The following is a 24,663-nucleotide window of genomic DNA, read 5'->3' as shown; positions in this document are numbered from 1 at the left end:
CACGCCTTAAAAGGCGTGGCAATAAAAAACAATAATAAAAAACAATAATAAAAAACAATAATAAAAAATAATATAAATTGCCTCGCACTTTAGTGCGGGGATAGAATGAATTGATTTAATTATTATCAGGGATTTAGCCCTTTAAAATATAAAAAAATGAACCTCACAGAACAAGAAAAAGAACTCATTATAAATAATATAAAAGCAGGTAGAACACTCAAAAAAGATCTGATTTACAAACTTTTTGCAGAGGACGAAGACGTGTTTTTGTTTTGGAACGGACGTAACGAAACAGTTACAAACGCCGTTTTGCCTTTTCACAGCATCGAGCAAATTGACGAACCACGCAAAGAAGACCAAAACACAAATATACTTTTCGACCAAAGAGGCAGACAAATAAAGGGTTGGACAAATAAACTCATTTGGGGCGACAACAAACTAATATTGTCTTCATTGGTTCACGGACCCTTGCGCGAAGAAATTGAAAAACAAGGAGGTTTGAAATTAATTTACATTGACCCTCCTTTTGCAGTTGGTTCTGATTTTAGCCACGAAATTACAATTGGTGATGATACCGTTACCAAACGACAATCTGTAATAGAAGAAGTGGCATACCGCGATACTTGGGGGCGTGGAATTTCCTCATACCTTTCTATGATGTATGAACGACTAAAATTGATGCACGAATTACTCTCAGATGACGGTTCTATTTATGTGCATTGTGATTGGAGGGTATCATCTCAAATAAAGTTAATTTTAGATGATATTTTCGGAATAGAAAATATAAGAAATACAATAACATGGCAAAGTTCATCTGGTGCAAGAGGTGTATCAGGTGGCGAGGTGAAATTTGTTAGAACTAATAATTCAATTTTCTTTTATGGCAAAAACAGAAAAAGTGTTTTTAATGTTCAATATAGAGATTATTCTGATAATACATTAAAAATGTATAAATTTGATGATAAAGATGGACGAGGTCTATATCGTTTGCAAATTTTACGAAATTATTCTCAAAAAAGTATAGATGAGATGGAATTAGATAATCGAATTTATACAGACGAAAAAGGTAAAAAACATTTGAAACAATATTTATCAGAAAAAGAAGGGGTTGCGGTAGATGATATTTGGACAGATATATTCTCTTTGCAAGCAGGTGCAAATGAAAATGTATATTACCCCACCCAAAAACCCGAAGCCTTATTAGAACGCATCATCAAAGCAAGTAGTAACGAAGGCGATTTAGTAGCCGATTTCTTTTGTGGCAGTGGAACAACCGCCGCTGTATCCGAAAAACTCGGCAGAAAATGGATAACAACCGATTTAGGAAGATTTGCAATTCACACTACCCGCAAACGCTTGATAAACATACAAAGGCAACGCAATGAGGATGGTTTGCCATACAGGGCTTTTGAAATATTAAATATAGGAAAATATGAACGTCAGTTTTTCTTTGGTTTTCCAACCAATGTCTTACCCGAAGAACAAGAACAAATACAAGAAGAAAAATTACAAAAATATATACATTTAATTCTTGAGGCGTACAATGCAATTCCTGTAAAGAATTTTCGCACTTTTCACGGTCGCAAACACACACGTTACGTGCATGTAGGTCCCTTACATTTTCCTATGACAAAAATGATGTGCGAGGAAATTTTTGAAGAATGTAAAGAAAAAATCATTACGCAGGTAGATATTTTGGCATTTGAATTTGAAATGAACTTAACACCGTACATTCAACAAGAATTTGCAGAAAGGGGAGTTGATATTCGTTTGCGTTACATACCCAAAGAAGTTTTTGACGAAAGAGCAGTTGAGAAAAAACAAGTTCGATTTTACGATGTTGCCTATTTAGATGTCAGACCAATCGTAAAAGGAAAAACTGTAAGCGTAGAATTGAAAAATTTTGTAACCAGATACACCCAAGACGATTTAGAAGAAGTAACCGAACAAGTGAAAAAAGGAGGAACAAGAGTCATCATAGAAACTGGAGATATAATAAAAATCAGTAAAGCCGAAAATGGAATTGTAGAGCGTGAGATATTAACCAAAACATGGACAGACTGGATAGATTATTGGAGCATAGATTTTAACTACGAAGACAAAAAAGAAATCATCCAAATAGGTACAAACGGAAACGCACAAAGCGTATGGACAGGAAATTATATATTTGAAAACGAGTGGCAAAGTTTCCGTACCAAAAAAAACAATACATTTGAACTAAAAAGTGCGAGCCACGAATACAAAGAAGAAGGTATTTACAAAATTATGGTAAAAGTAATTGATATTTTGGGAGTAGATACATCAAAAGTAATAGAAATACAAGTAAAAAAATAATGCTTATGTGCATTTTTTTGGATATACACACATATTTTTAGAACGTAATACTAAAATTTGAGTTTTTTTTGTAATAAAAAACTAAGAAAAGATATTTTCAAACAAGCTATTTTGGAAAAAGAAAAAAAAATAGTATTTTATTGTTTATGTGTTTTTTAGCACGTATTGTAATTTTTATATTCATTTTAATAATTTAATTTAATAATTTAATTTTTAATAATAATGAAAAAGTGTAGATTTATAGATGCCTTGATACAGGGTATCAAAAAAGAAGTGAAAGGTATTTTTGTTAAGGCGGATAGAAGAATAACTTTTTTCTCTCTTCTATAGACAAGAAAATCGTAGTTGCAAACTCTTGTGGTTGCCCATAAATATGTATCATTAAAAACAAATACAATAAATAAATAACCAATTAAAATTACATAAAAATGAAAAATATAAATAAATTAGTAGTGGTAGGAGTCGTATTGTTGGAGTGTATTACTTTTGTAAGTAAATCCCAAGTTCAGATTACTTCACAGACAATTAGTTTTACTATTCCGGTAAAAACGTACAAAGATCCAGTATTTACTCTTGCAGCGACAGCAAGTTCGGGGTTAACAGTTCAGTATTCTAGTAGTAATACTGCCATTGCGAGTATAAACGGATCTTCTGTAAGCATCAATGGAGCAGGAACAGCTTCCATAACTGCATATCAGGGAGGAAATGCTACATATTCTAGTGCAAGTGTAACCAGAATTCTCATCGTAAATAAAGCGAGTCAAAATATCAATTTTGGATCATTAGCAAATGTAACTTTTGGAAGTTCATCTTTTGTTTTACAAGCAAGTGCTTCTACTGGTTTACCTATTTTATTTTCTACTTCTTCTATTTTGGTAAGTATAAATAGTAATGAATTAACTGTAACTGGGAAAGGAGCAGGAGTAGTAAGTATTATAGCATATCAAATAGGAAATAATAATTATCTACAGGCATCTACAACGCAAACATTTACTATTCTCCCCCCTATTTCTTACAGAGATAGAGATGGTGATCGTCTCATAGAAATAAGCACTATAGAACAATTGGACTCGATCAGGTATAATCTCACAGGTATTTGTAATGTAGGTACTTGTAACGGCTATGAGCTAATGGATAGTTTAGATTTTAAGAGTCCTTCTTCTTATAGATCGGGAAGTGTAAATACTTCTTATACTACAGGAAGTGGTTGGCTTCCTATTGGAACTTATTCAGAACCTGCTACTGGCAGTTCTTTTAATGCTATCTTTGAAGGCAATGGAAATACTATAGATAATCTGTATGTAAACAGAGGAACTACTAATAACGTAAGTTTTTTTGGATATACAAGTAACAGTAGTATAAGAAATATAGGTTTCAGAAATGTATCTGTTTTTGGATACGACTTTGTCGGCGGATTAGCTGGAGATAATTATTATGGAATTATAAGCAACAGCTACACTACAGGATCTGTTTCTGGTAATATTAATGTAGGTGGATTGGTAGGACATAATTCTGGATCTATAATCCAAAGTTATGCTACGGCATCTGTCTCGGGTTCTTCTTTTTCAATCGGTGGATTGGTAGGAGACAATGAGAAAACAATAACCGGAAGTTATGCTACGGGATCTGTCTCGGGTAATCTTTCTATCGGAGGATTAGTAGGAAATAATTATGAAGGAACAATAACCCAATGTTATGCTATGGGATTTGTCTCGGGTTCTGAGTATGTAGGCGGATTAGTAGGAAATAATTACCAAGCAACAATAATGCAAAGCCATGCTACGGGATCTGTCTCGGGTTCTGGTTCTATTGTGGGTGGATTGGCAGGATATAATGATAATGCAACAATAGCCCAAAGTTATGCTACAGGATCAGTCTCGGGGTATAATCGCGTTGGTGGATTAGTAGGGTATAATGATGGATACATAAACCAAAGTTATGCTACAGGATATATCTCAGGGAATCGTTTTGTTGGCGGATTAGTGGGATCTAATTTTAAAACCATAAGCCAAAACTATGCTACCGGATCTGTTTCTGGTTCTGATGTTATTGGCGGATTAGTAGGTTCTAATGCTGCAACTATACACTATGCCTATTGGAATAAAGATGCTACTCAAACAATAAAAGAAACAGCAAGAAGTAATAAATTAGGAATAGGTACTAGTACTATCGCAGTGAGTTATGTAAAAGACTTCACTCTTTCTGCTCTGCAAAGTCCTACAGGAACAGCAACAGATAGTATAAGAGAATTAGGACCGGGTTTTATATATAGACAAGGATTCTTACCTGCAATTCATAAAGGAGCAAGAATAACTGTAAATAATATAAACTTTACTCAAACAGTTCCAAGTATTACAAATATACAAACAACTAGCACCTTAACAAACGTAATTCAAGGAGGTACAACCACTCGTGCTATTATTACTGTAGCTGGAATAGGTTTTACTGCTAATTTTATAGATACTACTTCGGGACGTTTAAAAATAGATACAGGACGTTTAAAAACTCCTATTACAAATATTCAAAATGGGACCGAAAGGGGTATTGTAGGAAAGTATCAAACACAAACGGGAATAACTTGGACCCTTATTGCATCTAAGACATTCGGAGATGCACCTTTTGTACTAACAGCAACATCTTATGATAATGCACCTGTTTTGTTTTTTGCTTCTAATACTAAAGTAAGCATTGAAAATAATACAGTAACTATCAATGCAGGAGGAATGGTAAATATCATTGCACGTAGTGAAAACGATAGTATTATGATATTTACAAATAGAATACTTACCATATACAAAACAAGTCGGAGTGTAACTTTTGAAGCATTGGCAAGTAAAACTTTTGGAAACACATCTTTTGTATTAACCGCAATGAATTCGGAAAGTTTATCTATTTTATATTCTGCTTCCAATACTCTTACCAGTATCAGTCATGATACAGTAACTATCCAAGGAGCCGGGACGGTAGGTATTACAGCATACCTTGACAATGGTAATTTCTTTGGTTTTACTACTCAAATACTTACTATACACAAAGCGGTACAGAGCATTAGTTTTCTTCCCTTAGTAAATAGAAATATTGAAGATGCATCTTTTGTATTACATGCAACATCTTCTGGAGGTTTACCTGTTTTATATTCTTCTGCTTCTCCTTTAGTAAATATCTCTTATAATGTAGTGCGTATGAATGAAGCAGGAATAGTAAGTATTACAGCATATAATAATGGAAGTAGTAATTATCTCGGAACATCTATAATACAAGCATTTACTATACGCAATCTCAATAATTTTACTAAAACAACCCCAACTCTTATTTTTACTTCTATTCCTAATCTCAGCATAGGACAAAGCTATACACTTGTAGCTACTTCTAATAGTCATTCTTCAATAACTTTTACTTCATCGGATACTAATAAAGTGAGGGTCAAAGGAAATACTGCTCTTGCAAAAGCAGATGGAAGAGTAACTATTACTGCAAGTCAAGAGGGGAATATACAGTTTAATTCCGCTATCGCTCAACAAACAGTAACAGTAACAGTAGGAAATATTCCTCTTACTTCCATAGAAAAAGGAAATTCTACTATACGTATCCATCCTAATCCTTCAAATGACTACATAACCATTCAAACAGATAAAGCACAAAAGATTTCATCTATTAAGATGTATGATCTCATAGGTGTGAGTTATGAGTTGAAAGTTATGAGTTATGAGTTAAGTTTGAGAGTAGATTTGAGAACATTGCTCAAAGGAGAATATATTATAATAGTATACGGAGAAAAAGGAGAGGTTTTGAAGATAGAGAAGGTCGTGATTATTGATTAGTCATAATTTTATTTTTGTGGAGCTTTGTGTCTTTGTGTAATTTTTAAAAAGAAAATAACTACTGCAAAGACACAAAGGAAACCACTCATAATTTATATCTTTTAACTCATATTTCTCACACAAAGAAAGTGTCTTCAAAATTGAGAAGAAATACTTCGTCTGTAGCCCTGGTAAGAGCAGTATACAGCCATCGGAGGTATGTTTTATTAAGACGGTAAAAAGAGACAAATTCTTTTTCAATAAATACAGATTTCCACTGCCCTCCTTGTGCTTTATGGCAGGTAATGGCATAAGCAAATTTTACTTCTATTGCATTCAAATACTCATTATTCTTTATATACTCCTCTCTTTCTGCTTCATCAGCTAATTCTCGGTAATCTTCAAATACTTTTTGAAATAATGCTTGGTAACTCTCGTAAGAGAAGTGAGAACTTTCATTTTTCAAAGAATCAAGGATTATTTTACATTCAAATGGTTCTTGATGAGGATAATCTAATAATTCTAGTACTACCGTAGCAAAATGTAAATCATATATATATTCTATTTCTTGTATCTCCACTATTCTCACAAAATCTCCATTTGCTAAAAAATCCAGCTTTGTGTTTTTACTATAAAAATAATTATTTTTTGTAATAAGTAATGTGTCCTCTACTTCTATTTCAGATTGAAAGGCATAGATATTTTTACGTATAAGAGTATTATAAACAAGGGCTTGTTTGTTTGATAAACAGATAATGACGGTGTTTTCTTTTCCATATTTTTTATGAGCATACTGCAATCCATTGTCTAATTGATGAGGATATATTTTAAAAATATCTTTATAAGATTGTGTATGCAGTTGAGGAAAAAGATTATTTGTAGTAATGGCATTTCTTATGAGAGTCGCATTGTGTAAAATTCCCGATTGAGCATTTTGCCGCACTACTTCTTGGAGTTCTGTTTCTATTATAGATACAGAAAATTTATTTTTTAGATAGTGAGAGTCAAGGGCAGGGGAAAGTTCGGTATGCACAGGTGGGAGCTGTGCAATATCCCCAATAAAAAGGATTCTATTAGAGGGATTTTCAAAAACATACTGAATGAGGTCGGTGAGAACACCATTTGATTCTTTATTAGCAATATCGGATAGCATAGAGGTCTCATCTATAATATAAATAGTGTTTTTATGGCTGTTTTTTTTGAGAGCAAACTTTGGAAATAATTGAGTGGAGTCATTTTTACTATCGTATATAATTTTATGTATGGTAAAAGCAGCACGAGATGAGTATTTAGATAGTATTTTTGCTGCTCTTCCTGTGGGGGCAAGGAGAATGAACTTTATTTTTAATGCGGGTAAAACCTTTACAAATTCAGATATAATACGGGTCTTTCCTGTTCCTGCATATCCTTTTAGTATAAACATTTTTTTTTCTTTGGATTCGTCTTCTACAAATGTATCCAATAAATAGACACACTTTAATTGGTCTTCCGTAAGGGGAAAATCAATACTTTGCTTGATAAGGTCGGATACATGTATTATTTTTGAAGCAGGGTTTTTAGAAGATTCATTCATAATAGTGGGAATTTTATACGTAATACATTATGATTTTATTCTCTGTGGAACTTTGTAATTTTTAAAAAGAAAAATAATAGAACTAAAATACGAAAAGAACATATAAAAGGCGTAAAGTAACCCATTCATAATGTGATTCGAAAAAAAGATTTTTCAGAAGTCATATCCGAGAGCTAAATAGAATTTGAAGGGACCTGATTTTTCTCCGTCCCAAGAGCGTGCAACATCAAATCGTATATGATACCCAAGAATGAAGGTTCTTACACCAAAGCCGTATCCCATATTCCATGGATGTTTTGTGCTTTTTATAACGGCAGTAAAAGGATTATTTTCTGATCTAAAGATGGTGGTATTGATAGTATTATCTTTTTCAAAAGGAGAGGCGCCTGTCCAAGCGGCTCCTATATCATAAAAAGAAGTTATCTGTAAAGCCCTCAAAAATTTTGAGGATATATATTTTTTAGTAAATATTCTTATGAGAGGAAGACGCAGTTCTGCATTGATGAATACTACTTGATTTCCATTTGTATTGTTATTATCAAATCCCCGAAGATTGGTAGCAAATTTAGTAAAAAGAATATCGGAGTTATTATTTCCGTAAGCCATTTGGAGGGGGTTTTCAGGTGTGTTTGCATTTATGGTATTAAAAAATGTTCCGTATTCCCCTCCGAGTAAATAAGATTTGGGATTAGCTCCAAAAAAATTTCCATAAAATAATCTGGTTGCAAATACTAACTCTCTATATATTTGTTGATAATGTCTGATATCTACTTCTATATTGTGAAAGCTTTTTTGAAAGTTTGATATACCTATATAAGAGGTAAAAGATACTTTTCCTTTTGTTCCCAAGGTAATATTTTCTCCCGCAATAATTGTTTTATCAAGTATGATTTCACTATTTATTCCACCGTATTGGTCTGATTGGTTGGGAGAGAAGTTATTCGTGGTTATAGTGCTTATAGAGTTTGGATTCAGTTCTAAAAAACGAGTATAGGTAAAAAATGGTTTGAGAGTTATTTTAGTAGCATTATAAATAGGAATGCTTGCTTCAAACGATATATTATGAAGGATGTAAGATTGGCTGTATTGATTTTCTACTTCAAATATATAAGAGCGTAGGTCATATCTTGTTTTGAAATCTATATTATGTTTGATATATTGATACTCTCCAAAGAAATCATAGTTTTTAAAGTTCCCTCCTGAAAAGAATATATTTGTTCCCCCATAAAATAAATGATCTTCTAATAAGTCGTTCATTCCTGTTTCTATAACCATTCCAAATCCTCTCAGGGGTTCGTTTATAAATGTAGTGCCTATGTTTCGGGTGCTAAAACGTGGTTCGTATGGAAAAGGACCGAGTGTTTTATTTTTTTGTCTCGTTCCGATGAATCGGGTTAAAAAAGATTCGGATTGTGTTCTTTGCTGTATAATATCTTCAGAAATAGCATAATTTTCTGTATCTATCAGTCCATCTATTCCCGAAAAGAGAGGGTTTTGTAGTATAGATGTTTCTTTATTTTTTGAAATATTGCTTGTTTTGAAATAATAAGAGGTTAATGAGTCTTTTCTTTTTTTTTCTTTCATTTCTATGTTTCTTTTTTGCACAAAATCATATTGGATATATTTTTGGCGAGGTGTTGGTTCACGGAAAAGAGAAGTATCTATATTTGTATAAGGGTATAATAATATTCTTTCCCTTCCGTTTTTATAAACTACTGCTGCTAGAGTATTTGTTTCTTTTTGGATATCGTATTGTAGGAAATTTATGGCATTGTCAAATATTTGGGTGTATGTTTTTTGATTGGTATTATATTTATAGAGATTTACAATTCCTTTTTGGTCGCTGATATAAAAAAAATCATCATTATCTAATGCCTTGGGAGCGTAGTTACTTCCAAAGTCATTTGTTAATCTTATCACGGTATTTTTTGTAGTATCTAAATTATATAAAAAGAGATTATAATTATTCTGTAATGTTGTCAGAGATGGGTAATTATTTTTGAGGGATTCATTATTTCTATTGGAGCTAAAGATAATATTGTCTGATTTGGGAATAAATTCAGGTGTAATATCATCAAAGAGGTCATTTGTGAGCCGTCGTAATGTTGTGCGTCTCACAGAGAGGAGATAGAGGTCATTTTGGCCATTTATATCCCCACTTATTATACCTATTTTTCCATTTTCATGAAAAGCAATGTTTCTTATTTTAGAAAATCTTTCTAAATATTTGATAGATGAGATTTTAGAGAATATATTATTGAGTTCTAAAATATAAATTCCTTTTTTGAGGTATACAATACCGATGGTACTATCATTTACCCATTTGATGAGAGGTATATCGTTTTCTTTTTCTCTATCTACTATTTTTACTCCTCCTCTTTTGATGACTCTGTTTTTTTGGGTAAGCATATCGTACAAAAAAACTTGGTATCTTCCGTTGTTATTAGCGGCATAGGAAAAATATCTTTGAGTATTGTTAAAGGCGAGTGCGGTAATTTTTTTGTTTTTATTTTTATTTTTTATAAAATATTTATCTTTGGGTATTTCGAAATCTTTTTTTTCAACATCGGCAGCATTGGTGAGGTAAAAATTTTTCCATTCTGCTAAAAAATCTTTAAATGATAATCCTAAAGTATTGCTGATGCTTTTTTTGTAATTTTTATTTATGCGGGTGAGGTTTAAAATATTAGAGATATTATTTTTTCCATAGCGAAGGATTATAAAGTTCCAAAGAGATTGTCCTAAAAGCATTGCTTCTTTCTCAGAATATTTTGCATTTGTAAAGTCAGCAACTCTTTTATTTGTTTTTATAAATTCTCTTATGTAGCTATCCATTTCTACAGACCATCCCTTAGAGAGGGAGAGAGAAAGACCATCTATGAACCATTTTGGGACATGCTGCCTATATGTGCTTTGAAAAGTATTATAAAGAGTTCCCCCAAAAAACATATCTTGGAGTAATAGTTCTGTAATTTTATACTTAAGTACTTCTCTAAAATCTGTCATTGTTCCAGGGTATGCTATTTCTAACACTAATTTTAGAAAATGTGTTTCTCCATTTTCTCCAATAATATCTTTATTTAAACCCACATTACTCTGTTGCATATCTGCAATAGAATTATATAATAATATTTGGGTTTTTGTGTATGGTATATAACCAAGTGTGTTTGTTATGTTATCAAATTCTTCTTTCAGGTATTCTGCGGTAATTTTTGCATAGTCCTCGCCTTCTTGATAAAAATAGATATCAAACTTATCTGTGTTGTAATAAAACCATTCGTAATTTTTGTAGCGGATTCGTGATTTACCAAAGTTAACGAACGGATTCTGTGCAACCATATCACTGATTGTGAGTAGGATTATAAATATCGTAAAAAGTATTTTTTTGAAAGATATCATTATTGTAATATTTGTAAAATAAATATTTGGTAAATAAGTCCTATTTTCATACTAATAAGAAAAGTATTATTTTTTTTATATTTTTACTTTTTTAGAGTTTTTATGGAGCATTTCATAAAGAATTATTTGAAAACAAATATAATTACAATGAAAATCCTATTTTGCAAACACACTTAAACTTTTCAAAAAAATGAATATAGAAACACCCGAAATAAGCACAACAGATAAAAACGATTATTCAGCTTCCAATATAGTAGTATTAGAAGGATTAGAAGCAGTGAGGAAACGTCCCGCAATGTATATAGGAGATATTGGAGTAAAAGGATTACACCATCTTATATGGGAAGTAGTAGATAATTCTATAGATGAATCATTAGCAGGGTATTGCAATGAAATATCTGTTACTATTCATACAGATAATTCTGTTACAGTGGAAGATAACGGAAGGGGTATCCCCACTGATTTTCATCAGGGAGAAAAAAAATCTGCATTAGAAGTAGTAATGACGGTTCTACATGCGGGAGGAAAATTTGATAAAAATACATATAAGGTTTCAGGAGGCTTACATGGGGTCGGGATTTCTTGTGTAAATGCCCTATCAATATCTCTCAAAGCGACTGTATGCAGAGATGGAAAAATATTTGAACAAGAATATTCAAAAGGCATCCCTCTTTATCCGGTAAAGCAAATAGGGACAAGCACCAAAAGAGGTACTACTATTCACTTTAAACCAGATTCAGAAATTTTTCAAACATTGGACTTCCAGTATGAAAAAATTCAAATACGTATGAGAGAACTATCCTTTTTAAATGCAGGAATAAAGATAGTACTCACCGATAAAAGAAATATAAAAGAAGACGGAAGCGAGCAATCGAATATTTTTCTTTCAGAAGGAGGATTATCCGAGTTCGTACAGTATTTAGATTCTACCAAAGAAAAACTTATTCCCATTCCTATATATATACAAGTAGACAAACCGGATATATCTGTTCAAATGGCGATGAGTTACAATACTTCTTATACAGAAAATGTTATTTCTTATGCTAATAATATCAATACAATAGAAGGTGGTTCGCACATTACGGGTTTTAGAAGGGCTACATCCCGAATTTTAAAAAACTATGCAGACAAGTTAGGGAATTTAGAGAAATTAAAATTAGAAATAATAGGAGAAGATTTTAGAGAAGGACTCACAGCAGTAATTTCTGTGAAAATACAAGAACCACAATTTGAAGGACAAACAAAAACAAAATTAGGAAATTCAGAAGTAGTAGGACTAGTAGAAAATGCTATATCTTCTAAATTAGAAGAATATTTGGAAGAGCATCCTAAGGAAGCAAAGCTCATAGTGCAAAAGGTAATATTAGCAGCCCAAGCAAGATATGCAGCAAGAAAAGCAAGAGAGATGGTACAAAGAAAAACGGTTCTTTCAGGTTCAGGTCTTCCGGGGAAGCTTGCCGACTGCTCCGATAAAGACCCAGCAGACTGTGAGCTGTATTTAGTAGAAGGTGATTCTGCAGGTGGATCCGCAAAACAGGGAAGAAATAGAAAATTCCAAGCCATTCTCCCATTGAGAGGAAAAATACTCAACGTAGAAAAATCACAAGAACATAAAATATATGATAATGAGGAAATTAAAAATATCATAACCGCCCTCGGGGTTAGTTTCGGAACCCCGGAAGATGAAAAAGCTCTCAACCTCCAAAAACTTAGATACCATAAAGTTATCATTATGACAGATGCTGATATAGACGGAAGCCATATACGAACTCTTATCCTTACATTTTTCTTCAGGTATATGAAAGACCTTATAGAAAAAGGATTCCTCTATATTGCACAACCTCCACTATACCTTTTAAAAAAAGGAAAAGAAGAGCAATATGCATGGACAGAAGAACAAAGAGCCATGTTAGTAAAGCAATTAGCAGGTGAAAGCGGTAAAGAATCCAATATCGGGATTCAAAGATACAAAGGTCTTGGGGAAATGAATCCCGAGCAGCTTTGGACTACAACCATGGATCCAGAAAACAGAAGCTTAAAAATTGTAAACATAGAATCTGCAATAGAGTCAGATCTTCTCTTCAGCATGCTCATGGGAGAAGAAGTTCCCCCACGAAGAGATTTTATAGAAAAAAACGCAAAATATGCCCGAATAGACACATAATTTTTTATGCAAGACCTTTCTCTCCATCAAAAAATTGGGCAGAGGATGACTCCCCAACAAATTCTTTTTATTAAACTATTAGAACTTCCTACATCCCGAATAGAAAGTAAAATAAAAGATGAATTAGAAACAAATCCCGCATTAGAAGAATGGAAAGACAATGCAGAGCCTGATTCTACCCCCATACCAGAATCCGAGCCAACCGAAGAAAAAGAAGAAATAGATGTCCGAGAATTTTTACACGAAGACGAATACTACGGATATAAAATGCAAGGCGATGGAATTATAGAAGAAGAAACAGAACCCATTATTGCAAGTGTTACATCTTTATCGGAACAACTTCAAGAACAGCTGTCCTTTTTTAATATAGACGAAAGAAAACAACAAATTTGCTACCAACTCATCGGCAGTATAGACCAAGATGGATACATAAGACGTAACCTCCATTCTATTATAGATGACCTCTCTTTTCTTTTTTATATAGATACCAACATCAAAGAAATAGAAGAACTCCTTACAATAGTCCAAGCATTAGATCCCCCCGGAATAGCCGCACGTAACCTCCAAGAATGTCTATTACTGCAATTAGAAAGAAAATTAAAGAACGGGGATTCTTCCGTAAAAATTGCCTATATGATACTTTATAATTGTTTTGAGGATTTTGTAAAAAAAAATTATCAAAATATTATACAGCAACTAGAATTAGATGGAGAAGAAGAAATAAAAAAAGCATCTGCTATCATCACAAAACTCAACCCAAAACCAGGCTTCGAAACGGATACCAATGCTACTAAAAATCAAACAATAATACCCGATTTTATCCTCACATATAATAACGAGGTATTAGAACTTTCTCTTAATTCCAAAAATGATCCTCAACTTCATATCAATAAAAAATACTCGGACATACTGAGAATATATGAAGAATCTGCTAAAAATGACACATCAGTAAAAAATATGGCTCTCTTTGTGAAACAAAAATTAGAATCTGCTAAATGGTTCATCAATGCTATAAATCAAAGAAAGAACACTCTTTTAGAAACAGTAAATAGTATTATAGATTTTCAAAAAGAATTTTTTAAAGAAGGGAATATAAAACAACTCAAGCCAATGGTACTCAAAGACATTGCCGTAAGAGTGAATAAAGATACTTCCACCATATCACGAATTGTAAGTAATAAGTATATTCAAACTCATTTTGGAACATATCTACTCAAACAATTTTTCTCAGAAAAAGTGACTGATGACCAAGGAAATGATACATCTCTTTTAGAAGTAAAAAATATACTCAAAGAACTCATCGCCCAAGAAAATAAAAAAGAACCATATCTCGATGCAAAATTAGCAGAGCTTATGACACAAAAAGGATTTAACATTGCTCGGAGAACCATAGCAAACTATAGGGAAGAAATGAATATTCCAAACGCAAATATGAGAAAAAAAGAGAAAAAATGAGCCGTTGCTCATCATTCCACCACATCTACATTATATTTTACTCCAATTATTTTTCGTATTCTATCTAATATACTCATAAGGGAAAGGGTATCTGCAAAACTCCACTCTGAACTTTGAATACGTCTCTCATCTATACATTTATGAACCTCTGATACTTGGTAATTGAGACCATTACTTATATATTCAAATTTAATATGCCCCTTTAATTTCCACTCAGAGAGAATATCAACCGTTGTTTGTCCAAAAAATGGTCTATTTAATCTTATTTGTCCATCTGTTCCATTTATAATCGCCTCTTGAGAACTATAAGCAAGAAAAGAACAAGAGAGCTGGGACACTTCTTTATTTATATGCTCAAACATGACATTGCACTGTTCATCTACATCGGTTTCTGCAAGACGCCCACTGGCAAGGATATTGAGCGGTGTTCCAAAAAAAATATAACTTAAAAACACAGGATAAATCCCAATATCTAAAAGAGAACCACCACCTAATTCTTTATTATACAATCTACTATTTTTATTAAATTCTGCTTTTATGCCAAAGTCCGCATGCATTGATATAGGAACACCAATATCTCCGTTCTGTAAGATATCTAATACTTTTTGAGTAGATGGGATAAAGCGAGTCCAAAGTGCTTCCATTACAAAAACATTTTTTTGAATCGCAAGGTCAAAAACTTTTTTTGCTTCCATTGCATTGAGAGCAAATGGTTTTTCTACTAATATGTGTTTTCCTGCTAAAATACATTGAACAGCTAATGGGACATGAAAACTATGCGGAATAGCTATATATATAATTTCTACAGAAGTATCATCTATCAAATCATCATAATCACGATATATTTTTTTTACATGGTATCTCAAAGAAAAAGATTTTAGTTTTTCTTTATCTCGAGAAGCAATTGCTATGAGATGTGCGGTAGGTATCGCTTCTAAAGAAGCTGCGAATTTGTTTGCTATTTTTCCAAGTCCTATAATACCCCATTTATATATATTCATCGCAGTATTATTATGTGTTATTTATAACTACCATCCAATTCCATAGTCTTCTCCGTAATTACTCGATCCTCCCCAAAAACATGTATGTTTCCAATCAAAATAAATAGCATTTATAGGTCCGCTTGTTCTTTCTTGATAGTCAGTTTTATACCCCATTCCTTGCAGTTCTTTTCTTATCCAAAAGGGGGTGCTTTCATGGAGAGTAAGCGCTCCTGGTTTTTTCTCGTGTTTATCAAAGGAAGAACGCATTTGATAGCTATTAAAATGGGCTGCTTCCGTTGCTTCTTGCACGTTCATACCAAATTCTACTACATTTAAGAAAAACTGAAGTAAGTTTTGGTCTTGTGAATCGCCTCCTTGAACTGCAAAAGATAAAAATGGTTTCCCATCCTTTAATGCGAGAGATGGTGTTAGTGTTACTCTTGGTCGTTTTCCGGGTTCTAATACATTAAATGGGTTTAATTTTTTATCTAATACAAAACTTTGCATACGTTGACTCATTCCAATACCTGTTTTTCCTGCAATACAAGCGGGTATCCAACCACCACTCGGAGTAATGGACACAACCCATCCTTCTTTATCCGCCGCTTCTATGGAGGTAGTACCCGATTCTATAAACCCATGCAAATATTCTAAATCTATTATATTGTCATAATGCGATGACTGTCCCCATTCTTTTAGTAAATCAGTATAAGGATTTTCTGCACCCTCATATATATAAGGATTACCAGGGGCTATAGTAGGATCATTTTTGGTATTATTGATGAGCTTTGCTCTTTCTTTGGCATATTCTTTTGAAAGTAGTCCTTTCATGGGTTCTACGGGTAAAAAATAAGGATCCCCATAATAAAAATCTCTATCCGCAAAAGCCAAACTCATCGCCTGATATACCGTATGAATATATCTACTGGAATTATAGCCCATACTTTTGAGGTCAAAATTTTCTAATATATTCAAAGTTTGTAATAAAGCAGGACCTTGTGTCCATTGGGCTAATTTATAAACTTCTATTCCTTTATAAGTAGTAGAGAGGGGTTCTTCTATTATTACTTTCCAACGAGAGAGGTCATTCATAGTAATGAGTCCTCCTTGTTCTTGACATCCACGAACAAATTCTTGGGCAATATCACCTTGATAAAATCTTTTATATGCTTCAGAGAGAGCTTCTTTTCTACTTTTTTTTCGTTGTAATGCCTGTTGTTCTGCATCTACTAATTTTTGGAGTGTTGCTAAAAGCTCTGGTTGTCTAAAAATTTCTCCTGCCTCTGGTGCTTCTCTTTCCTCGCCTAAATGAGTCAGAAATACTTTTTTAGAATATGCCCATTCGGATATATTTTTTTTGTTTTTCTCAATGCTATTTGCTGTTTGGGCTTCTATAGGATAGCCATCTGCTAATTGCATTGCGGGTGCTAACACCTCTTTCAGAGATAAAGTTCCATATTCGGATAAAAGAGTGATAAGCCCTCCTACGGTACCTGGAGTAATTGCTGCCAAAGGTCCGTATTCAGGGGGAAAATTCATTCCTTTATTTCTATAAAATTCAGGAGTAGCATTGGTAGGAGCAACACCTAAGGCATTTATTCCTATTACTTTTTTTAGTTTGGGATTATAGATAAGGGCTTGGGTTTCCCCGCCCCAGCTCAGCACATCCCACATAGTACAAGTAGCCGCTAACATAGCACAAGCTGCATCTACCGCATTGCCTCCTTTTTGAAAAATAGAAGCACCCGCAGTTGCAGCTAATGGTTTCCCTGTAATTGCTACCCAATGCCTTCCATAAATTACGGGCTTTTGGGTAGATTGAGCATAGTTATTTTTTATAAAACATAAAAATAACAAAAGTAGTATGATTCTTTTCATAAAAAATTAATACATATATTTAGAATGGTTAATTATTTTTCTGTTTTCCATAATAAAGGTAGACATTTATAATGGGGGCATCTAAGAGGTTTTTGGAGTATAGAACAAAAGAATGATATATCATGCAACAAACATTAAAAAATTTTCTAAGCATAAAAATATGAGATTATATAAATGAACTTAATAAATAAATTACTATTGAATACGATAATAATACATTTTTATGTGTATTATTTGAAATATTATATTTTTTGTATGTATCTATGTAGTTACATATATAATTTTTTTTGATTTAATACCATGAAAAATTCTTTTTTAATCAAGTTAGCGGGGCAGACAATTACATATGGATTCTCAAGTATTGTAAGTAGGTTTGTAGGATTTCTGTTAGTTCCTTTTTATACCTACGTATTTAGTAGTCCTGAGAAGTTTGGTGTCTTTACAGAAATATATGCTTATACATCTTTTTTTAATATACTCTATACATTTGGATTAGAAACTGCTTATTTTCGTTTTGCTACCAAAGGAGCTGGGCAAGAACGGATTATTTTTAGTCAAGTGATGCTGGTTATCATAGCAATAGGGGTGACTCTTTCTACTATACTTTTTGTATGTGCGGCGGATATTGCTCTTTTCATACAATATCCTGACAAAGCAATATATGTTCAATTTTTTGCTATCATTATGCTGATAGATTCATTGGTTTCTATACCTTTTGCACAATTGCGCTTGCAGGGGAGGGCAAAAAAATTTGCTTTTTTGAAACTATTCAATATAGGAATCACTGTTTTTCTCAATGTATTTTTTCTTTGGTTCTGTAAAAATATCTCTGAAAAAAAAGCATTTGTGGGTTGGGAGTGGCTTCTTTCTCTTTGGTATCAAGCAGATTGGGAAGTAGAGTATGTTTTCTTAGCAAATCTTTTGGCGAATGCTCTTTGGATACCTTTTTTTTATAGACAATTTATAAAAATACAAATATCAGGCACTGCTATTGCATCTCTCCTTGGGTATAGTTTTCCTATAGCCCTTATGGGATTAGTAGGTATAGCAAATGAAATGCTCGGGAGAATATTATTTAAGTATATTCTTCCTCACAACTTTTATGAAAGCCAAACAAATCTTTATGCTTTGGGAGTTTTCGGGGCGTGTTATAAAATATCAATGATTATGACCATAGGAATACAGGGTTTTCGGTATGCATCGGAGCCATTTTTTTTTGCACATCATCAAAAACAGCATTCAGGGGCAGATTACAATAAGGTAATGCATTGGTTTATTATTGTGGCTTCTTTTCTCTTTATGTTTATGAGTGTTTTTCTGCCGTTTATAGGGGGTATTTTTTTAAGAAAAAAAGAATATTTGGAGGGATTGGTTATTGTGCCGTTTCTATTATTGGCAAATCTTTTTTTGGGAATATATTATAATCTTTCTTTTTGGTATAAATTGACAGATAGGACCTATTTTGGGTTTTATATCTCTTTGGTGGGAATAGTAATTACTCTTTTGGGAAATATTCTGTTGGTTCCCGTGTTAGGGTATTTGGGAAGTGCGGTAGTTATGCCTCTTAACTATGGTATTCTTTCGGTTATAAGTTACTTTTTAGGACAAAAATACTACCGTATTCCATATACATTTGGTGCTTTTGCGTATCTTTTGTATGCTTTGGTAGTAGTAGTTTTGAGTTCTTTTATTGCATTTCATTGGGCATTTCATAGTATTTGGATATGTATTTATATTTTTTGGGTAATCAAAAAAGAAAATCTTTTTTTTTCAAATAAACAACACACATTATAACATATTTCTATGGCAAACAAACTCATCACAGCAACAAGTCCTTATTTACTTCAGCATTCCCACAATCCTGTGAATTGGTATCCTTGGGGAGAGGAAGCAATTAATAAAGCACAGACGGAAGACAAACCCATTTTACTCAGTATAGGTTATTCCGCCTGTCATTGGTGTCATGTAATGGAAAGAGAATCCTTTGAAGACAGGGCAATTGCCTCTCTTATGAATCAATATTTTATTTGTATCAAAGTAGATAGGGAAGAACGTCCCGATATTGATGCTATTTATATGGATGCGGTTCAAGTGATGGGATTACATGGCGGTTGGCCCCTCCATATATTTCTTCTTCCGGATAAACGTCCTTTTTATGGAGGAACATATTTCCCTCCCAAGCAATGGGGAACTCTTTTAGCAAGTATAGGCAATGCTTTTCAAATTCATAGAAAGGAATTAGAGGAATCGGCACATCTTTTTACGAAGTCTTTACAGAATAGTTTTGCACTTCCTCAAAAGGTTTCTGCTTTTTCATTGCAGCATTTCGGTACTCTTTATGAAAATATTGCACAAAAATTTGACAAGGAGTTTGGAGGTATAGCCAAAGAACCAAAATTCCCTATGCCTTCGCTTTGGTCGTTTTTATTAGATTATCAAACTATATCTCAAAATGATTTTTTGAAAGATTTTATACAATGGACTCTTACTAAAATAGCACAAGGAGGCATATACGACCATATAAGAGGCGGGTTTGCAAGATATTCTGTGGATGAGCGGTGGTTTGTTCCTCATTTTGAGAAAATGCTTTATGATAATGCTCAATTACTTTCTCTCTATGCTCAGGCATATCGTATTATTCCTAATGTTTTATTTGCAGAAGTGGTGTGCGAGACAGTAGATTGGTTAGCAGCAGAGATGCAAGGGGTAGAAGGAGGTTTTTACTCGTCTATAGACGCTGATAGTGAGGGAGAAGAAGGTTTTTTTTATACATGGATATACGCAGAATTGGATACTGATACTCCTTTTTTGCAACTTATAGGAAATTATTTTGGAATAACCAAAGATGGCAATTGGGAAAAGGGAAGAAATATCTTGTCAGTAGAGGAAGAGAAGTTAGTTTTCTGTAAAAAAAACAATATCCCTTTATCTCTTTTTGAACAAACATTACAAAAATGGAAAAAAGAATTTTTGCAAAGAAGAAATGCTCGTCCTCGGCCTGCTTTAGATGATAAAATACTCGTCAGTTGGAATGGTTTACTGCTGAAAGGACTCTGTGATGTATTTCTTGTTTTTGAAACAGAAAGATTTTTGAAACTTGCTTTGGGAATTGCACATTGCATAGAAACATGTTGTTTTTCCAATAACCTATTAAAAAGAGTTTATAAGAATGGAGTATCTTCTATTCCTGCGTATTTAGATGACTATGCTGCTGCTATTCAGGGAATGCTTGCTTTATTTCAAGTGACAGAGGATAATAAATGGGTATCTTTCGCAGAAACACTCACAGAAATCACTCTTCAGAACTTTTATGATGCTGATGATGGGCTTTTTTTCTACACTTCCCACGATGCTGAAGCGTATATTTGTAGGAAAAAGGAAATTTTTGACAATGTGATACCCTCTTCTAATTCTTTGATGATGGAAAATTTATATCTCTTGAGTGTTATCTATCATAAGGACAGATACCGAAGTATCGTTGAGCATGCGGTTGAGAGAATGAACAATCTTTTATTGGAAAATTCTGAATTTTTATCTCGTTGGGCATCTATTTCTCTCGTACTCTCTCTCCCCACCATAGAAGTAAGTATTATAGGAAAGGATTCTCTTCTTTTTACCAGAGAAATAAAAAAGATATTCCCCCAAAAAAATGTCCATGTATTCGGAACAAGCAACGAATCTACTATCCCCTTCTTTTATAATAAAACAAAAAAAAAAGATACTGCTTTTTATATCTGTGCTTTTCATACTTGTGACGCACCTGTATTTACTCTGAAAGAAGCTCTTCTACTTATTGAAAAACATACTCGGTTTTCTTAAAAAATGTATTCTATTTTCTTATAATTCTTATATGATTATTATTTTGTATTTATTGTAATCGTATAACTATAACTCATAGCTCAAAAAAAATAACAATATGATAGCAGCATTAGACAATGAAATAGTTTTTAAAATGGCATTTCAGAATAAAATTGTCTTTACACAATTTGTAAAAGACATTCTGGGGATTGATTTTGAAGGTGTTATTGAAACCGAAAAGCGATTTAAGAGCAAACATTCCAATATTGATTTTAGATTAGATATTTTTGCAGAAAGTAATGACAAGCGTGTCATTATAGAGATTCAACGTATAGCTTTTGACCATCATTTTGATAGATTTTTAGGCACTTTTTTAAATACTATTACTGAACAACAACAAAGTTCAAAAGAGTATGAGATACATAAAACTGTTTACAGCATTGTAATTTTAACAACCCCTTATAGAGTAGATGATAAAACAGGAAGACCCATTGCGGAAGAATATCTTATGCAACAACTCGACCCCGAAAACCTAAAAAAAGAAAAAATAAATATCTATGGTCATACACAAGTATTTCTCAATCCCTACTATGTAAAAAGTACAACACCAAAATCCATAAAAGAGTGGTTAGATTTAATAAATGGATCTATCAAAGACCCCAAGAATTATAAAGCCCCACCCGAAAATATTGGCATAAAAACTGCTGTAAAGATAATTAATGAAGAAAAATTTGATAGCGATACCTGGCATAAAATAAAAATTGCCAATGAAACCCGTAACACTCTTCTCGTTATAGAAGAAAAAAAATTTAGAGAAGGAAAAATAAAAGGAGAAAAAATAGGAATTCAAAAAGGAGAAAAAATAGGAATTCAAAAAGGAGAAAAAATAGGAATTCAAAAAGAAAAAATAAAAGGAATCATAAAGGCTCTGAAAAGAGGAAGACTCACCCTTGATGAAATAGCAGAAGATTTTGACGTATCCTTAGAATTTGTTATGCAAATAAAAACAGAAAAAAAACTCTAAAAGAATACAAACTCATTTTTAGAACACACCTTAGCATATTGCCCCTTGAAACCAAAAAATACATTTCTTTGGATTGGAATAGCATCATCATCTATAGGTTATTTTTTATTAGCATACATTCTTAACAGAGCAGATACATTACCTATACAACTTTGTTTTTGTACTCTTTTCCTTTTTTATTTTTCATTCGTATTTTTTTTGAAAAGACCCTCCCCTACTGCAGATTCTCTTTTAGATTCTCCTCGCTTTATTTTGGTTCTCGGTATTCTCTTCAGGGCTATTTTTTTATTTTCTTATCCCGTCTTGTCGGATGATTTCTATAGATTTATTTGGGATGGTGTTCTTTGGAATAACGGGATTCATCCTTTCTCTCATGTTCCTTCTTTTTATATGCAAACTTCCAATGCTATTCCCCATCTTTCTCTTGATATATACCAAAAACTCAATTCTCCCAATTATTTTACTGTATACCCCCCTATGCATCAAGTTATTTTCTGGCTATCCACTCTTTTTTTTCACGGAAATGTTTTGTATCCCCTTCTTATTATGAGAAGTATTTTATTAGCAGTAGATATTTATTTTTTGTTTTTACTAACTCGCATACTTGTTTTTTATAAAAAAGACAAAAAAAATATTCTCCTCTACGCACTCAATCCTTTAGTGATAATAGAAAGTATTGGCAACCTCCATTTTGAAAGTATGGTAGTATGCCTTGTTCTGCTTTCTTTTTTTTATTTAGATAGGAAAAAAATAAGATACTCTGCCTTCTTTTGGACTCTCTCTATAGCCACAAAACTCGTCCCTCTTCTCTTTGCACCGCTCATTCTTTCCAAACTTTCTCTCAAAAAAAACATACCCTTTTTTCTTTTTTCAGCAATATGCTTGTCTCTTTTTTTTATTCCTCTTTTTTATAAAGGAGGTATCTATGGACAATGGGAAAGCATCTCTCTCTACATACAAAAATTTGAATTTAACGCTTCTATTTACTACCTTATACGGGCTATTGGATACGCTCTTTATGGTTATAACATCATACAAACGGTAGGAATCAGATTATTATTAGCATCTTTTGCATGTATTTTGGTGCTTTGTTATTTTGCTCATAGAAAAAAATACAATTATTACGACGCTGCTACCTTTATTCTGCTTCTTTATTATCTTTTTTCCACAACAGTGCATCCATGGTATATTATTTTGTTAGTTGGCTTCTCTTGTTTGGGTAATTTTATATTTCCTCTTCTTTGGTCCTACACAATTACTTGGACATATATAGGATATACTTCCATTGATTACAACCCACCATATATTTGGATTATTTTGGAATATCTCATAATCATTTGTGTTTGTTCTATGGAGGTTTTTATGTACAAAAAAACAACTATTATGCAAGAAAGAAATACATAGTTTTTTATAAGTATCCTTAGGATTAAAAAATATTTTGTGTGTTTTGTAGAGGAAACAAAGTGAGTATATAAAAATATCCCATTGGGTTATTTTTTTTCCTTTTTGGGTTATTTTTTTTCACTTATTAAAGGCAATTTTGTAAAAAATCAATATTTTATTATTAAAACTTACCATTCTATCACTTAATTTCTCATCAAAATGACACAAATAATATCTCATCCCCTCAAAACAATTATTTTCACAATTACTTTTTTATTTCTCATCGTCTTACTATTAAAAAATTGCATACCTATACCATGTGGAGGTGTATGCGATGATCCTCTTCCGTTTCCGAATGGTTTTTTTCCCGAAAAACCTTTCAATTTAGAAGGTATTAATTCTCAATACGATGATTATAATACTGCTTATGCTTTTTCACCTGCACCTGATATTGCTACAACCTTCAATCTTGTTTTTTCTTCTAATAGAAATACTACAGGAGGAGCAGATTATGATTTTATTGATAGAACAATAGGTTTTTTATGGGATAGAAAAAAAGGGAATATCAATGTTAGCTATTCCTCTGGTTATTCTTCATCTATTCAAAAAGCCGCATCCTTTGCTAATACTCAATACACAGAGTTTGGTCCCCTCTTCACATCTGATAATGTTTCTATAAATAATACCCGTTATACTTATAATTATTTGCTCTATTCTAATAACAGTTCGGGTAACCAAGATATAAAGTTTATTTATGATTATTCTTACTATGATGGATCCATAACTAATACAGTAGAATTTAATCAATCTCCCATTATAAATGTGCGTTTTGTAAATTCTGCTTCCGATGATGCATACCCTACTCTCCATAA

13 protein-coding genes are annotated in these 24,663 nt (G+C 32.7%); 9 read left to right on the top strand and 4 right to left on the bottom strand.

The window, feature by feature from the left end; genetic code table 11:
• The first annotated feature begins 156 nt into the window (after positions 1–156).
• Both QM536_01375 and QM536_01370 read left to right on the top strand, forming a co-directional pair.
• Positions 157–2,334 carry a site-specific DNA-methyltransferase gene (locus tag QM536_01375; protein ID MDI9355663.1) on the top strand — a complete coding sequence of 726 codons (2,178 nt, stop codon included), beginning with the start codon at positions 157–159 and terminating at the stop codon, positions 2,332–2,334.
• Positions 2,335–2,762: 428 nt separating this feature from the next.
• On the top strand, positions 2,763–6,155 hold the full coding sequence (locus QM536_01370; protein MDI9355662.1) for a GLUG motif-containing protein: 3,393 nt from the start codon (positions 2,763–2,765) through the stop codon (positions 6,153–6,155).
• 115 nt (positions 6,156–6,270) lie between these two features.
• Here the strand turns inward: QM536_01370 and QM536_01365 are convergent, their stop codons facing one another.
• Both QM536_01365 and QM536_01360 read right to left on the bottom strand, forming a co-directional pair.
• Positions 6,271–7,707, bottom strand: coding sequence for an AAA family ATPase (locus tag QM536_01365; GenBank protein MDI9355661.1), 1,437 nt, complete (start codon positions 7,705–7,707; stop codon positions 6,271–6,273).
• Positions 7,708–7,860: 153 nt separating this feature from the next.
• Positions 7,861–11,106, bottom strand: a complete 3,246-nt coding sequence (locus QM536_01360) for a hypothetical protein (GenBank protein ID MDI9355660.1) — start codon at positions 11,104–11,106, stop codon at positions 7,861–7,863.
• 190 nt (positions 11,107–11,296) lie between these two features.
• Between QM536_01360 and gyrB the strand changes: the two genes are divergently transcribed.
• Together gyrB and rpoN are read left to right on the top strand one after the other, a co-directional pair.
• Positions 11,297–13,270 carry a DNA topoisomerase (ATP-hydrolyzing) subunit B gene (gene gyrB / locus QM536_01355; protein MDI9355659.1) on the top strand — a complete coding sequence of 658 codons (1,974 nt, stop codon included), beginning with the start codon at positions 11,297–11,299 and terminating at the stop codon, positions 13,268–13,270.
• 6 nt (positions 13,271–13,276) lie between these two features.
• The gene (gene rpoN / locus QM536_01350; GenBank protein MDI9355658.1) at positions 13,277–14,725 is read left to right on the top strand and encodes an RNA polymerase factor sigma-54; all 1,449 of its coding nucleotides are present in this window, start codon (positions 13,277–13,279) and stop codon (positions 14,723–14,725) included.
• Between the two features lie 11 nt (positions 14,726–14,736).
• On the opposite strand, the gene QM536_01345 is transcribed toward rpoN, so the two are convergent.
• The gene (locus QM536_01345; GenBank protein MDI9355657.1) at positions 14,737–15,726 is read right to left on the bottom strand and encodes a Gfo/Idh/MocA family oxidoreductase; all 990 of its coding nucleotides are present in this window, start codon (positions 15,724–15,726) and stop codon (positions 14,737–14,739) included.
• A gap of 27 nt (positions 15,727–15,753) precedes the next feature.
• Positions 15,754–17,586 (bottom strand): gamma-glutamyltransferase family protein, encoded by a 1,833-nt coding sequence (locus QM536_01340; protein MDI9355656.1) that lies wholly within the window; start codon positions 17,584–17,586, stop codon positions 15,754–15,756.
• 300 nt (positions 17,587–17,886) lie between these two features.
• Between QM536_01340 and QM536_01335 the strand changes: the two genes are divergently transcribed.
• From QM536_01335 to QM536_01315, 5 genes are all read left to right on the top strand, one after another.
• Positions 17,887–19,380: an oligosaccharide flippase family protein gene (locus QM536_01335; protein ID MDI9355655.1), complete on the top strand. Its 1,494-nt coding sequence runs from the start codon at positions 17,887–17,889 to the stop codon at positions 19,378–19,380.
• 9 nt (positions 19,381–19,389) lie between these two features.
• Positions 19,390–21,405 carry a thioredoxin domain-containing protein gene (locus QM536_01330; GenBank protein ID MDI9355654.1) on the top strand — a complete coding sequence of 672 codons (2,016 nt, stop codon included), beginning with the start codon at positions 19,390–19,392 and terminating at the stop codon, positions 21,403–21,405.
• Positions 21,406–21,502: 97 nt separating this feature from the next.
• Complete coding sequence (locus tag QM536_01325) at positions 21,503–22,408, top strand: hypothetical protein (GenBank protein MDI9355653.1); 906 nt, start codon at positions 21,503–21,505, stop codon at positions 22,406–22,408.
• A gap of 45 nt (positions 22,409–22,453) precedes the next feature.
• Positions 22,454–23,812, top strand: a complete 1,359-nt coding sequence (locus QM536_01320) for a hypothetical protein (GenBank protein ID MDI9355652.1) — start codon at positions 22,454–22,456, stop codon at positions 23,810–23,812.
• Positions 23,813–24,010: 198 nt separating this feature from the next.
• Positions 24,011–24,663 (top strand): hypothetical protein (locus QM536_01315; GenBank protein MDI9355651.1); only part of this gene is annotated, 653 nt, incomplete at its 3' end.

Source organism: Chitinophagaceae bacterium (assembly GCA_030053935.1).
Taxonomy (GTDB): Bacteria; Bacteroidota; Bacteroidia; order Cytophagales; family JASGCU01; genus JASGCU01.
The sequence above is the reverse complement of the archived record's forward strand: the minus strand, read 5'-3'. Positions and strand labels throughout refer to the sequence as shown.

Excerpts from the sequence above, each read along its gene's own strand:
- QM536_01375 (MDI9355663.1), top strand. The coding sequence starts at position 157 with ATGAACCTCACAGAACAAGAAAAAGAACTCATTATAAATAATATAAAA.
- QM536_01370 (MDI9355662.1), top strand. The coding sequence starts at position 2,763 with ATGAAAAATATAAATAAATTAGTAGTGGTAGGAGTCGTATTGTTGGAG.
- QM536_01365 (MDI9355661.1), bottom strand. The coding sequence starts at position 7,707 with ATGAATGAATCTTCTAAAAACCCTGCTTCAAAAATAATACATGTATCC.
- QM536_01360 (MDI9355660.1), bottom strand. The coding sequence starts at position 11,106 with ATGATATCTTTCAAAAAAATACTTTTTACGATATTTATAATCCTACTC.
- gyrB (MDI9355659.1), top strand. The coding sequence starts at position 11,297 with ATGAATATAGAAACACCCGAAATAAGCACAACAGATAAAAACGATTAT.
- rpoN (MDI9355658.1), top strand. The coding sequence starts at position 13,277 with ATGCAAGACCTTTCTCTCCATCAAAAAATTGGGCAGAGGATGACTCCC.
- QM536_01345 (MDI9355657.1), bottom strand. The coding sequence starts at position 15,726 with ATGAATATATATAAATGGGGTATTATAGGACTTGGAAAAATAGCAAAC.
- QM536_01340 (MDI9355656.1), bottom strand. The coding sequence starts at position 17,586 with ATGAAAAGAATCATACTACTTTTGTTATTTTTATGTTTTATAAAAAAT.
- QM536_01335 (MDI9355655.1), top strand. The coding sequence starts at position 17,887 with ATGAAAAATTCTTTTTTAATCAAGTTAGCGGGGCAGACAATTACATAT.
- QM536_01330 (MDI9355654.1), top strand. The coding sequence starts at position 19,390 with ATGGCAAACAAACTCATCACAGCAACAAGTCCTTATTTACTTCAGCAT.
- QM536_01325 (MDI9355653.1), top strand. The coding sequence starts at position 21,503 with ATGATAGCAGCATTAGACAATGAAATAGTTTTTAAAATGGCATTTCAG.